The following is an 11,907-nucleotide window of genomic DNA, read 5'->3' as shown; positions in this document are numbered from 1 at the left end:
ATGACTTCGAATTGTGTATGGCTGATGTCGCTTGGATAGCTCTTTCTCATTTCCCGAGCTTCTCATGATCCCGGAAGACTTTGAACACGTTCTGAGAGAAACAACTGGTTGGTGTTGACTTTCAGGTGGTTCAGCACAGACTGGCTTGCCAAAAGCATGTCATAACTGGCCTGCTGGTGGCTGGCCTTGACCATGTAGCCTTCGGGTTCAGGGGCGCTGCCCATGCCAAAATAATCGGCGCCAATCACCACATAACCCTGTCCGCCAAATTGCGCCAGCATCAGCTGTGTTTCGGGCGATTCGTTTGGAACGGAGGGTACTTCGTTTTTTCCATACACCGTGCCATGCTGGTACGACAGTACCGGAAGGGCGCGGTTTTTCAGGGTTTCTGCGTTGTCTGGAATAGCCACCAGGCCGCTGGTCTGGATGGATTTGTTGGCCCGCTCAGGAATGACCGACCTGTATGTCACCCGGTAGAGTTTGATGCCGTTGTTTGCCTGGCCATAATTGACGGGAACACCAGAAAACTTTGGAAAATCTGTTTTCAGTATCTCGTTGAGCTTTTCTTTGCTCCAGTGCGATATCAATTCATATTGAACGCCTGAGCCCAGTTCGGTGGTGGGGTGGGCCTGGCTGTGCCCGGCGACAGGAGCGATAAGCAACGCAGCGCACAAAGCAAAAGGCTTTGCGTTCTGGGCAATGTTGGAAAACATTTTGTTTTTCAGAGTCAAGGTCAGTCTCCTGGTAAATTCTTGTAACAGCCAGGGCCATCGTACCCCAAGGCCCGGGGTATTCAGCTGCCCGCTGCCGCCCACCGCGCCGCCGCCTTATTGCCGTTGAAAAAACACCGCCGCCATCACCAGCCCCGTCAGTACGATGCCGCCGCGCAGCCAGGGCGCGGGGATGCGCCGGGCCACGCGGGCGCCGCCGTAGCCGCCTGCCGTGGCGGCCACCATCATCAGCAGCGCTTGCGGCCACTGCACGATGCCGCCCGCCGCGTAAATGACCACGGCAATGGCCGTGAGCAGGGCCGAGACGCCGTTTTTCAGGCCGTTCATGGCCAGGAGGTTGGTTTGCCCCAGCAGGCCCAGCAAGGCCAGCAGCAAAATGCCCAGCCCGCCGTTGAAATAGCCGCCGTAGCAGGCCACGGCCAGCACGCCCACGGTGGCGCGGGCCGCAGAGGGCTGGCCGCCCGCCAGCCGCGCGCGCAGTTGCGGCCCGAAGGCAAACAGTGCCGTGGCCACCAGCAGCAGCCAGGGCACGACGCGGCGGAAGGTGGCATCGGGCGTAACCAGCAGCAGCGCCGCGCCCGCTGCGCCGCCCACCAGCGACAGCACCATCAGCCGCCGCATCGTCAAGCCCGGCGGCGGCTCTGTGTCTTGCCGCAAACCCCAGGCGCCCGCCATGTAGCCCGGCAGCAGGGCCACGGTGCCGGTGGCGTTGGCCACCACGGGCGGCACGCCGGTAAAGACCAGGGCGGGCAGCGTCAAAAAGCTGCCGCCCCCGGCCACGGCGTTGAGGGCGCCCGCCACAAAGGCGGCGGCAAGGAGCAAGGCGGTGTCGAACATGGCTACATCAAAGTCAAACGGGTGGTGGCCCGGGGTAAGTTATAGGCATGTTAGGTGCAAATCACTCCAAAAATCGGATTGATTACGCCCGTTTAGGGTTGCATTGCTTTGCCGTGAAAGGGGCAATGCCGTTGCAAACCCGGGTGCTCAGGCGGCGTAGGGGTCGGCAAAGCCCAGGCCGCGCAGGATGTCGGTTTCGTAGGCTTCCATCTCTTGCGCATCCTGCTCGCTGGTTTCGTGGTCCCAGCCCTGGGCGTGCAGGGTGCCGTGAACCAGCAGGTGGGCGTAGTGCTCGGCCAGCGTTTTGTTTTGCTCGGCGGCTTCGCGCGCGACCACGGGGGCGCACAGCACCAAATCGGCGCTGACCACGGGCTCTTGCGCGTAGTCGAAGGTGAGCACGTTGGTGGCGTAGTCTTTCTGGCGGTAGTCGCGGTTGAGCTGGCGGCCCTCGTTCTCACCGACGATGCGCACGGTGATCTCGGCGTCCAGCGCCAGGGCATGGCGTATCCAGCGCGCTACCTTGTGGCGGGGCAGGGCGGCGCGGTGCTCGGCAGCGCCGTCAAAGCGGGCAAATTGCAACGACAGGGTGAGGGTTTGCAGGGGCATGGCGGTGGTAAATTTTTGAGGTGTTTTTGGCTGCTATAGCCCGCTGTGCATCAGTCTGCGCTGCGCCGGCGCACGGGTGCCGGGCGGCCTGCTGCGTCGTAGGCATCGACGATGCGCGCCACCAGCGGGTGGCGCACCACATCAGCGCTGGTAAAGCGCGTCACTGCAATGCCCTTGACGCGCTTCAATACCCGCTCGGCTTCAATCAGGCCGCTCAAGGCGCCTTTGGGCAGGTCGATCTGGCTGACGTCGCCGGTGACCACGGCCTTGGCGCCAAAGCCGATGCGCGTCAAAAACATCTTCATCTGCTCGGGCGTGGTGTTTTGCGCTTCGTCGAGGATGACGAAAGCGTTGTTCAGCGTGCGCCCGCGCATGAAGGCCAGCGGTGCAATCTCCAGCTGGTTGCGCTCGAAGGCTTTTTGCACCTTGTCGTAGCCCATCAGCTCGTAGAGCGCGTCGTACAGCGGGCGCAGGTAGGGATCGACCTTTTGCGCCAGGTCGCCCGGCAAAAAGCCCAGGCGCTCGCCAGCCTCTACCGCCGGGCGCGTCAGCACAATGCGCTGCACGCTGCTGCGCTCGAGCGCATCGACGGCGCAGGCCACCGCCAGGTAGGTTTTGCCGGTGCCTGCGGGGCCGATGCCGAAGGTGATGTCGTGCGTGGCGATGTTCTCCAGGTACATGGCCTGGGTGGGGGTGCGCGCGCGCAGGTCGGCGCGGCGGGTGCTCAGGGGCGCGGGGCTGCCCTCGGTGTCGGCGGCCAGGGCGCTGTCGCCCACCAGCATGAGTTGCAGGTGCGCTTCGCTGATGGGGCGCTCGGCCATTTCATAGACCGCTTGCAGCACTTCCATGGCCTGCGTGGCGCGCGCTTTGGGGCCATCGACCTTGAATTGCTCGTGCCGGTGGGCAATGTTCACTTGCAGCGCTGCCTCGATGGTGCGCAGGTGGGCATCGGCCGGGCCGCACAGGTTGGCCAGGCGGGTGTTGTTGTGGGGGATGAAGGTGTGGCGCAGGATCACGCGGTGTTGTCCGTGAAGGGTGGAGTCAGGGGAATGCAAAGAAGATGGCCAGCGCAGGCCATGGCCGCAGCGTACCGCAGATGCCCGCTGGCCAGTGCGGGGGGCGTTGCCCCCACTGACCCCGGTGTCATATTTCGGCGTAGAGCGTGTCGGCGTCCAGGGTCAGATCGACGCTGGCGAAGGTGGCCGGTGTGGTGGCATCGAAGGGGTGCAGTACCCATAGGCCCTCAGGCAGCTTGCGGAACACATCAACGCGGCGGTGTTCGATATCGACCAGCGCGTATTCCTCCAGGCTGGCAATGTGGCGGTAGCGCTGGAATTTTTCGCCGCGGTCGTAGGCCTCGGTGCCGGGCGAGAGCACTTCCACAATCAACCGGGGCTCGCGCTTGACCAGGCGGCTGTCGGCGTCGGCGGCGCTGCACGTGACGACCACGTCGGGGTAGAAGTAGCTGCTGTCGGCCTGCGCCTGCACTTTCATGTCGGCCATGAAGGTGCGACACGGCGTGCCGCGCAGGTGCTGGCGCAGGGCCATGGCGATGTTCAGCGTCACGGTCACGTGGCGGTCTTCGGCGCCGGCCATGGCAAAGGTTTCGCCATCGACAAACTCGTGGCGCTCGGGCTGGGTGGCCTCCCAGGCCAGGTAGTCATCGGCGGTCAAGGCGGATTGGCTTTGGGGCGGGGCAGACATGGCGGCACTCGGGTGGGTGGATGGGAGCTGCTATGGTAGGCCATAGCCAAAACAGGCGCCAGCGCAGATGCACAGGGCGCTACCAGCTATCATTTTTGAAAAATATTCTTTGGAAGGAACACCATGATCGGACGACTCCAAGGCACCCTGGCCGCCAAAAACCCGCCCCAGGTGCTGATCGACTGCCACGGCGTGGGCTACGAGGTGGATGTGCCCATGGGCACTTTCTACCATCTGCCCGGCCTGGGCGAGCCGGTCACTTTGCTGACGCATTTTGTCGTGCGCGAGGATGCACAGCTGCTCTATGGTTTTGCCACCGCGCCCGAGCGCGACGCCTTTCGCCAGCTCATCAAGGTGACGGGCGTGGGCCCGCGCATGGCGCTGGGCGTATTGAGCGGGCTGGGCGTGCAGGAGCTGGCGCAGGCGATCACGGCGCAGGAAACCGGCCGCCTGGTCAAGGTGCCCGGCATCGGCAAGAAAACCGCCGAGCGCCTGCTGCTGGAACTCAAGGGCAAGCTGGGCGCCGACCTGGGCAGCGCCCATGCCCACGCCAGCACGGCCCAGCAGGCCGACATCCTGCAAGCGCTGCTGGCGCTGGGTTACAGCGACAAGGATGCCGCCGCTGCCCTCAAGGCGCTGCCTGCCGATGTGGGCGTGAGCGACGGTATCAAGCTGGCGCTGCGGGCGCTGGCACGGTAGCCGTGCGCTGTTTTTACAGTGAAAACTGCCTCTGGCCCTTGCGTGGCGAGCGCAAGCAGCTATCAATTCAGTAGTTCTGCCTGCTGCCAGCTTTTATCGCCGCAGTGTTTTACGCGCGCTGCCACCGATTTTTGGCTGGCAGCAGGCGCACCTCAAATACCCTTGCACTGTGCGATTTCTTCCAGCACTTGCGCTGCGTTTTTTTCCAATAAGGCTTCACAGGCTGCTTGTTGGCTGGGGTTGAGCTTGCGCTTTTCCAGCAGCCCCAGCATTTCGCTGGTGGCAGGAATACCCGCAAGCTTGAGCATTTGCTTATTGCCATTGGCATAGCCGGTGGACTCCAAGAAGCCACGCCCCACTTTGTCGCCCTGGGCATTCTTCAGGTACACCGCCCCTTCGGAATACTGCAAGCCCATGGCGAACCAGCCCTGTTGCCCGGTTTTCACGATGGGATCCATGTGAACCACCCGGCGCGCCGCAGGGATTCGCGGGTTGTCATCAAAGACGAGCTTGACGCCGTTGGGATACCAGGCCTGGGTCACGTCGTAGGGCGCGTAGCTCACCGTGCTGCGCGTCCATTCGGACACCTGCGCCTGGCCTGTGACCGGGTGCGTTTCGCCTTTTTCATCGATGAACAGGCCATTGACTGGTGCTGTCATCGTGCCCGGCGGGTTGGGGCCGGTTTGCTGGTAGAACGCTGCGTTCTGGGCCGTGTGCAGTGCCGCCAGACCCATTTCGGTGTTGTCGTCAAATTGCAGCATCAGCCAGTCCCAGCCACCGGGGTTGGCCGGTTGCTTGAACGGATTGACGTTGCTGTACGCACGCACCAACGCGCTGCGCGGGTTGCCTTCCGGGAGCATGCCCGTGCCGTACTGGTGGTCGTACCAGAATTTGCCACTGGCCAACTGCACTTTCTTGCCGTCCACCTCCAGCCAACTGCCATCGGTGATGCGCAAATTGGGCACCGAGTAGTACAGCGTGCCCACACCACCGCAGGCTGGGCTCAGGCCGTGGTCGCCGTTGAGCACATAGCCCTTGGTTTGGCTCAGGCCAATGTTGAGCCCAATGTCCACGGGTTTGCTGCCCGCTTCGTCTTGGCCCCAGGCGCGCAGGTCGATGGGGAACAGGCTGTCTTTCTGGCGCGAGCGCATGTAGTTTTTGCCCTGCACATAGTGAAACGGCGCCTCGCTGAACTGCACCAGACCGGTGGTGCCGGTGACCACATACGGCTTGGCGCGGTAGTGGCGGCCGTCCGCGCGGGTCACGGCCAAATGCAGCTCCAGCGCCTGGTTTTCCAGGTCAGACAGGCCGGCGGCTTTTGCCATCGCCGGGGGCAGCATGGCGTAGTGCCAGAACATCATCTGCACGCCGTACTCCTCGCCGTCTTGCGCATAGGCGCTGCCCACAAAGAAGTGCCAACCCACTTGGTACTGGTTTTGTGGCGCATCATCGGCTGGGAAGGAGAAATCGATGCGGCTCGGAATCTCTTGGTAGCCACGCGAGCTGTCTGGCCCCAGCAGCAGGTTGATGGCGTAGGCCTGCTGACCTGACAGGCTGCCCGCGTGGTTTTTGAGTGCTTTGTACCGGTCTGAATAATCAGGCGAGCAGCTGTCGGGGTTGGCCATCAGGTCATCCAACCATTTTTGGGTTCTGGCACCCCGGGCGGCAGGCAGGTTTTTGGGGCTGTAGAGGTTTTTCAGCACATCTGCCGGGATTTTGGACTCGTCGTACTGGGTTTGCCACAGGACGCGCGCCACGTTTTCTTGCGTGTCTTTGGGCAAGACGCTGATGTCTGAAGTGGATGAGCCACCGCAAGCGGCCAGCCACAGCGCGAGCGATGCTCCCGCTGCCCCCACAAAGTATTTCTTTTTCAAAATTTGCCCCCCCTTGATTCGAAAGTAAGGCTGCGCTTGGTCACACGCTTGCGGATCCAAAATCGGATGGTAAAAGCGCCCCTCTTTCGAGGTGGTCGCTGCAAAACACTATATCCACGCTGCGGTGCCGCAGGATGACGGGTTTATGCCAATGGCCTGTGGTGCGTTTTGCTGTTTGACGTGTTGTTAGGGGACCATCAAATTCCGTGCGAGTTGCGTTTTTTGTTGCGTCACGCACGTTGGTCTGAGAAACCATAGGGCTCTGACCCCAATTTGCGCCTGCAAGCATTGCTGCGGCTCTCAAGGCCCTGCCTGCCGATGTGGGCGTGAGCGACGGTATCAAGCTGGCGCTGCGGGCGCCGGCACGGTAGCCCTGTGCTGTCTTTATAGTGAAAACTGCCTCTGGCCCTTGCGTGGCGTGCGCAAGCAGCTATCAATAAAATAGCGATTGCATCAGCCCGCGTGCGCTGGAGCGTCGCCCGGCGCGCCCAGGCGGCGTGACAGGGCGCTGGCCGTCTCGCGCAGGTGCCGGGCGGGCTCGCCATGCACACTGCTGTCCAGCGTGGCAATCGGGCCGATGGCCACCAAGCACAGCACCAGGCGGCCAAAGCCATCGAACACCGGCGCGGCCACTGCGCAGATGCCGCCCACCAGCCGGTCTTTGACCACGCTGATGCCCTCGTCCCGGATGGCTTGCAGCTCCTGGGCAAACAGCGGGTCGTTGAGCGCGTCGGCGTCGCCATCGTGGGCTAGGGCCTCCTGCACCTTGGCAGGCGGCATGAAAGCGGCAAACACCTTGCCATTGGCCGTGCGCCGCACCGAGGCCGTGGTGCCGTGGCGCATGGTCACATGCACATCGGCAGGGCCTTGTTCCACCTGGATGATGGTCGGGCCGTGGTTGCCCCAGACCGACACCGCCACCGTCGCACCCACGCGCAGCGCCAGGCCGGGCAGCTCGGCAATGGCCATGCGCACGGGGTCTTTTTGTTGCAGGCTGATCAGGCCCAGCTGCATGGCCAGTGAGCCCAGGCCGTAGTGGCCGGTGGCGCTGTCTTGTTCGATCAGGCCCAGCTTGCCAAAGCTGACCAGGTACGGGTGCGCTTTGGCGGCCGTCATCCCGGCGGCGCCCGCCAAGTCTTTGAGCGCCATGGGCCGCCCGGTGTGCACCAGCGCCTTGAGCAGCTGGCCGCCCACCTCCACGCTCTGGATGCCGCGCGAGGAGCGCGCTGGCGCGCCATCGGGCGCCGGGTCTGAAAAAGGGTGTTCGCTGTGCATGTCCATGGGCCGATTGTCCGTGGACTCGGGGGCCGTATCGGCAGGGGCAAGGGTTTTCACTTAAACGAATTCGTTTCACTAAAACGAACTTTCCGCTATCCTTCATTGTGATTAGTCAAATTGACTTGTTATTTACGAATTAACGCTACCCCCCGATACCCCATGAGCACCAAAACCTTCGCCTCCGCCGCCGATCTGGAAGTCAAAAAAGTCAGCTTCGACAAGCTCTCCGAGCACGCCTACGCCTACACCGCCGAGGGCGACCCCAACACCGGCATCATCATTGGCGACGACGCCGTGATGGTCATCGACACCCAGGCCACGCCGGTGATGGCGCAGGACGTGATCCGCCGCATCCGCGAAGTGACCGACAAGCCCATCAAGTACGTCACCCTGAGCCACTACCACGCCGTGCGCGTGCTGGGCGCCAGCGCCTACCAGCCCGAGCACATCATTGCCAGCCAGGACACCTATGACCTGATCGTCGAGCGCGGCGAGTTCGACAAGGCCAGCGAGATTGGCCGCTTTCCGCGCCTGTTCCAGAACGTCGAGAGCGTGCCCGAGGGCCTGACCTGGCCCACCATCACCTTCACCGGCAAGATGACCCTGTGGCTGGGCAAGCTGGAAGTGCAAATCCTGCAACTGGGCCGGGGCCACACCAAGGGCGACACGGTGGTCTGGCTGCCCCAGGAAAAAATCCTGTTCAGCGGCGATCTGGTCGAGTTTGATGCCACGCCCTACGCCGGTGACGCCTACTTCAAAGACTGGCCGCAAACGCTGGACGCCATTGCCGCCCTGCAACCCGAAAAGCTGGTGCCTGGCCGTGGCGCCGCGCTGCAAACGCCCGAGCAGGTGCAAGCCGGCCTGGCAGGCACACGCGAGTTCATCAGCGATGTGTATGCCAGCGTGCAGGCCGGTGCCGCCGCAGGCCAGGACTTGCGCAAGGTCTATGAAGAAACCTTTGCCAAATTGCAGCCCAAGTACGGCCACTGGGTCATCTTCAACCACTGCATGCCCTTTGACGTGACCCGCGCCTACGACGAGGCCACGCAGTTCCCCGACCCGCGCATCTGGACGGCCGAGCGCGATGTGGCCATGTGGCAGGCCCTCGAGGGCTGATCTGGCCTGGCCCAGCCGCCGCTTGAGCGGCTGATTTTTTCCTCTCCCCCTCCCGACGGGCGCGCACTGGGTGCGCAGCCCGCTGGGCGCAGCTTTGTCCCCACTTTTCATGCCCACCAGCACACCATGACATCTGCCCACACCCCTTCCTACCCCTTCCGCGGCACCGGTGCCGAGGTACAGGCCATTGAATTTGCCTACACCCGCTCGCCCGACCAGGACGCGGCGCAGCCCGCACAGCACCCCATCGTGGTGGTGGGCGCCGGGCCCGTGGGCCTGAGCATGGCGATCGACATGGCCCAGCGCGGCCACCGCGTGCTGGTGCTGGACAACGACCACCGCCTGTCGATTGGCTCGCGGGCGCTGTGCTTTTCCAAGCGCGCCTTGGAGATTTGGGATCGCCTGGGCGTGGGCCAGCCCATGGTGGACAAAGGCGTGTCGTGGAACCTGGGCAAGGTGTTCTTCCACGACAAAGAGGTGTACCAGTTCAACCTGCTGCCCGAAGAAGGCCACGAGCGCCCCGCCTTCATCAACTTGCAGCAGTACTACTGCGAGGCCTACCTGGTCGAGCGCTGCCTGCAACTGCCCGGCATTGAGCTGCGCTGGGACAACAAAGTCACCGGCGTGGCCCCGCGCGGCGATGGCGCCCTGCTCAGCATCGAGACGCCCGACGGCCCCTACCAGATCAACGCCGACTGGGTGATTGCCTGCGATGGCGCACGCTCGACCATGCGCGGCCTGATGGGGCTGGAGAGCAAGGGCCGCATCTTCCAGGATCGCTTCCTGATTGCCGACGTGAAGATGAAGGCCGACTTCCCCGCCGAGCGCTGGTTCTGGTTCGACCCACCCTTCCATCCTGGCCAAAGCGTGCTGTTGCACCGCGAGCCCGACGACGTGTGGCGCATCGACTTCCAGTTGGGCTGGGATGCCGACCCCGAAGAAGAAAAGAAGCCCGAGAACATCATCCCGCGCGTGCAGGCGCTGCTGGGCAAAGACACCGAGTTCACGCTGGAGTGGGCCAGCGTCTATACCTTCGCCTGCCTGCGCATGGACAGCTTTGTGCATGGCCGCGTGCTGTTTGCCGGTGACTGCGCCCACGGCGTATCGCCCTTTGGTGCCCGGGGCGCCAACAGCGGCGTGCAGGACACCGACAACCTGGCCTGGAAGCTCGACTGGGTGCTCAAGGGCCGCGCGGGCACCGAGCTGCTGGCCACCTACGGCCCCGAGCGTGAATACGCTGCGGACGAAAACCTGCTCAACTCCACCCGCGCCACCGACTTCATCACGCCCAAGAGCGAGATCAGCCGCCTGTTCCGCGATGCCGCGCTGGACTTGGCCCGCGAGCACCCGTTTGCGCGCCGCATTGTCAACAGCGGACGCCTGTCGGTGCCCGCCGTGCTGCACCAATCGCCGCTGAATACGCCCGATGCGGACAGCTTTGCTGGCACCCAGGTGCCCGGCGCCGTGCTGCTGGATGCGCCCGTGCGCCGCAACGGCCACAGCGGCTGGCTGCTGCGCCAGCTGGGCATGGACTTCACGCTGCTGGTGTTTGGCCCGGTGCCTGCCTGGGCGCAGGGCCTGCCCCATGTCCAGGCGCTGTCCATCGGCCAGGACATCGAGGATGTGCAGGGGCTGGTCGCCCAGCGCCTGGATGGCCAGAGCGGCACCGCCTACCTGATCCGCCCCGACCAGCATGTGTGCGCCCGCTGGCGCACCCCCACCGAAGCGGCCGTGCGCGCCGCCTTGGCCACCGCCACCGTTGCCGCCACGGCATGAACCAGGAGTTTGTCACCATGCTCAACACCCAGCCCAATATGCCGTCCTACGATGATTTCTACGAAGGACTCATCACCGCCCACCTGGGCCTGACCACCGAACAAAGCCACGCCATGAATGCCCGCCTGGTGCTGTTGCTGGCCAACCACATCGGCGACGCTGCCGTGCTGCAACAGGCGCTGCAACTGGCACGCGGCCAAAACGCCGCTGCCGAGTCGGCCTCGCTGGCGGGCCGTGCGGCCATCACGCCCGTGGCGCCATCGCATGCGGCTGCCTGAGCGGCGGCCCCCTTTTTTACATAACGACAGAGACACATCCATGCACCGTAAGAATTTCATTGCCTCCTTGTTCGGGCTGGCACTGGCCGCCGCATCGTCCCTGGCCAGCGCCCAGGACAAGCCCCTGGAGTGGGTGGTGGGCTACGCCGCCGGGGGCGGCTCGGACGTGGTGGCGCGCACCATTGCGGACGCGATGTCCAAAACGCTCAACCGCACCATCATCGTTACCAACAAGCCGGGCGCGGGCACCAACATTGCAGCGGAATATGTGGCCCGTTCCAAAGACTACGGCAACATCATGTTCACGGCGGATTTCGCCACGCTGGCGGCCAACCCGACGCTGTTCAGCAAGCTGACCTACAACGCAGAAAAAGACTTCCAGCCCGTGGGCATGCTGGTGCGCTTTCCGCTGTTTCTGGTGGTGTCCAACAGCGTGCCCGCCAACAACCTCAAAGAGTTCATGGCCTGGTCGCAGCAGCAGGCTGACGGCGTGAACTGGGGCTCGGTAGGCCTGGGCAGCCCGCACCACCTGGTGGGCGAGTTGTTCCGCGAGCAAAGCAAGCTCAAGCTCACCCATGTGCCTTACCGGGGCGCGGCGCCTGCCATCCAGGACGTGATTGGCGGCCAGATTCCGGCCATGTGGGTGGAAAGCGCTACGGCGTATTCGTTCATCAACGGCAAAAAGGTCAAACCGATTGGCGTGGCCAGCGCGCAGCGCGTCTCCACCATGCCCGACGTGGCCACCATCAGCGAGCAAGGCATCAAAGGCTTTGAGGGCTACGCTTGGCAAGGCCTGGTGGTGCCCACGGGCACCTCCGCCGAGTTCACGGGCCAACTGGCCAAAGCGCTGCAAACGGCACTGAACTCCACCACCGTGAAAGCGCGCCTGCAAGCGCTGGGCGTGGAGCCCCTGCCGGGTACGCCCGCGCAGATGGCCGCGTTTTCCAGCACCGAGCGCGACAAGTGGGGCCGTGTGATCAAGCAAGTGGGCGTGCGCCTCGACTGATA

The 11,907-nt window shown here is 63.7% G+C and carries 12 protein-coding genes and 1 pseudogene; 6 read left to right on the top strand and 7 right to left on the bottom strand.

Features of this window, described 5'->3' with window-relative positions; genetic code table 11:
• Positions 1 to 62 precede the first annotated feature (62 nt).
• The 5 genes from EV674_RS12650 to EV674_RS12630 form a co-directional block, all read right to left on the bottom strand.
• On the bottom strand, positions 63 to 731 hold the full coding sequence (locus EV674_RS12650; RefSeq protein ID WP_119013611.1) for a hypothetical protein: 669 nt from the start codon (positions 729 to 731) through the stop codon (positions 63 to 65).
• A 96-nt stretch (positions 732 to 827) separates the two neighbouring features.
• The gene (locus EV674_RS12645; protein ID WP_119013612.1) at positions 828 to 1,568 is read right to left on the bottom strand and encodes a sulfite exporter TauE/SafE family protein; all 741 of its coding nucleotides are present in this window, start codon (positions 1,566 to 1,568) and stop codon (positions 828 to 830) included.
• Positions 1,569 to 1,715: 147 nt separating this feature from the next.
• Positions 1,716 to 2,174 carry an rRNA maturation RNase YbeY gene (gene ybeY, locus EV674_RS12640; protein WP_119013613.1) on the bottom strand — a complete coding sequence of 153 codons (459 nt, stop codon included), beginning with the start codon at positions 2,172 to 2,174 and terminating at the stop codon, positions 1,716 to 1,718.
• 50 nt (positions 2,175 to 2,224) lie between these two features.
• The gene (locus tag EV674_RS12635; RefSeq protein WP_119013614.1) at positions 2,225 to 3,190 is read right to left on the bottom strand and encodes a PhoH family protein; all 966 of its coding nucleotides are present in this window, start codon (positions 3,188 to 3,190) and stop codon (positions 2,225 to 2,227) included.
• Positions 3,191 to 3,317: 127 nt separating this feature from the next.
• Positions 3,318 to 3,878 carry a Uma2 family endonuclease gene (locus EV674_RS12630; RefSeq protein WP_119013615.1) on the bottom strand — a complete coding sequence of 187 codons (561 nt, stop codon included), beginning with the start codon at positions 3,876 to 3,878 and terminating at the stop codon, positions 3,318 to 3,320.
• Between the two features lie 123 nt (positions 3,879 to 4,001).
• Between EV674_RS12630 and ruvA the strand changes: the two genes are divergently transcribed.
• Entirely contained in the window at positions 4,002 to 4,577 is a 576-nt protein-coding gene (gene ruvA / locus EV674_RS12625; RefSeq protein ID WP_119013616.1) for a Holliday junction branch migration protein RuvA, read from the top strand.
• Positions 4,578 to 4,729: 152 nt separating this feature from the next.
• Here ruvA and EV674_RS12620 read toward each other — a convergent pair whose 3' ends face one another.
• Entirely contained in the window at positions 4,730 to 6,451 is a 1,722-nt protein-coding gene (locus tag EV674_RS12620) for a lipocalin-like domain-containing protein (protein WP_206613247.1), read from the bottom strand.
• 290 nt (positions 6,452 to 6,741) lie between these two features.
• Here EV674_RS12620 and EV674_RS12615 point away from each other — a divergent pair.
• Positions 6,742 to 6,822: pseudogene (locus EV674_RS12615) on the top strand (Holliday junction branch migration protein RuvA); the annotation flags it as partial.
• 82 nt (positions 6,823 to 6,904) lie between these two features.
• Here EV674_RS12615 and EV674_RS12610 read toward each other — a convergent pair.
• Entirely contained in the window at positions 6,905 to 7,726 is an 822-nt protein-coding gene (locus EV674_RS12610) for an IclR family transcriptional regulator (RefSeq protein WP_193552695.1), read from the bottom strand.
• 162 nt (positions 7,727 to 7,888) lie between these two features.
• Between EV674_RS12610 and EV674_RS12605 the strand changes: the two genes are divergently transcribed.
• The 4 genes from EV674_RS12605 to EV674_RS12590 all read left to right on the top strand — a co-directional run bounded on the left by EV674_RS12605 (position 7,889) and on the right by EV674_RS12590 (position 11,905).
• The gene (locus tag EV674_RS12605) at positions 7,889 to 8,845 is read left to right on the top strand and encodes an MBL fold metallo-hydrolase (protein WP_119013617.1); all 957 of its coding nucleotides are present in this window, start codon (positions 7,889 to 7,891) and stop codon (positions 8,843 to 8,845) included.
• Between the two features lie 126 nt (positions 8,846 to 8,971).
• The gene (locus EV674_RS12600) at positions 8,972 to 10,621 is read left to right on the top strand and encodes an FAD-dependent oxidoreductase (RefSeq protein ID WP_119013618.1); all 1,650 of its coding nucleotides are present in this window, start codon (positions 8,972 to 8,974) and stop codon (positions 10,619 to 10,621) included.
• Between the two features lie 17 nt (positions 10,622 to 10,638).
• A complete protein-coding gene (locus tag EV674_RS12595) occupies positions 10,639 to 10,899 on the top strand; it encodes a DUF2783 domain-containing protein (protein ID WP_119013675.1) in 261 nt (86 codons plus the stop codon).
• A 40-nt stretch (positions 10,900 to 10,939) separates the two neighbouring features.
• Positions 10,940 to 11,905, top strand: coding sequence for a Bug family tripartite tricarboxylate transporter substrate binding protein (locus EV674_RS12590; protein ID WP_119013619.1), 966 nt, complete (start codon positions 10,940 to 10,942; stop codon positions 11,903 to 11,905).
• The last annotated feature ends 2 nt before the right edge of the window (positions 11,906 to 11,907 follow it).

The sequence above is a fragment of the Simplicispira metamorpha genome (assembly GCF_004341365.1).
Lineage (GTDB): Bacteria > Pseudomonadota > Gammaproteobacteria > Burkholderiales > Burkholderiaceae_C > Simplicispira > Simplicispira metamorpha.
The sequence above is the reverse complement of the archived record's forward strand: the minus strand, read 5'-3'. Positions and strand labels throughout refer to the sequence as shown.

Excerpts from the sequence above, each read along its gene's own strand:
- EV674_RS12645 (WP_119013612.1), bottom strand. The coding sequence starts at position 1,568 with ATGTTCGACACCGCCTTGCTCCTTGCCGCCGCCTTTGTGGCGGGCGCC.
- ybeY (WP_119013613.1), bottom strand. The coding sequence starts at position 2,174 with ATGCCCCTGCAAACCCTCACCCTGTCGTTGCAATTTGCCCGCTTTGAC.
- EV674_RS12630 (WP_119013615.1), bottom strand. The coding sequence starts at position 3,878 with ATGTCTGCCCCGCCCCAAAGCCAATCCGCCTTGACCGCCGATGACTAC.
- ruvA (WP_119013616.1), top strand. The coding sequence starts at position 4,002 with ATGATCGGACGACTCCAAGGCACCCTGGCCGCCAAAAACCCGCCCCAG.
- EV674_RS12610 (WP_193552695.1), bottom strand. The coding sequence starts at position 7,726 with ATGCACAGCGAACACCCTTTTTCAGACCCGGCGCCCGATGGCGCGCCA.
- EV674_RS12605 (WP_119013617.1), top strand. The coding sequence starts at position 7,889 with ATGAGCACCAAAACCTTCGCCTCCGCCGCCGATCTGGAAGTCAAAAAA.
- EV674_RS12600 (WP_119013618.1), top strand. The coding sequence starts at position 8,972 with ATGACATCTGCCCACACCCCTTCCTACCCCTTCCGCGGCACCGGTGCC.
- EV674_RS12595 (WP_119013675.1), top strand. The coding sequence starts at position 10,639 with ATGCTCAACACCCAGCCCAATATGCCGTCCTACGATGATTTCTACGAA.
- EV674_RS12590 (WP_119013619.1), top strand. The coding sequence starts at position 10,940 with ATGCACCGTAAGAATTTCATTGCCTCCTTGTTCGGGCTGGCACTGGCC.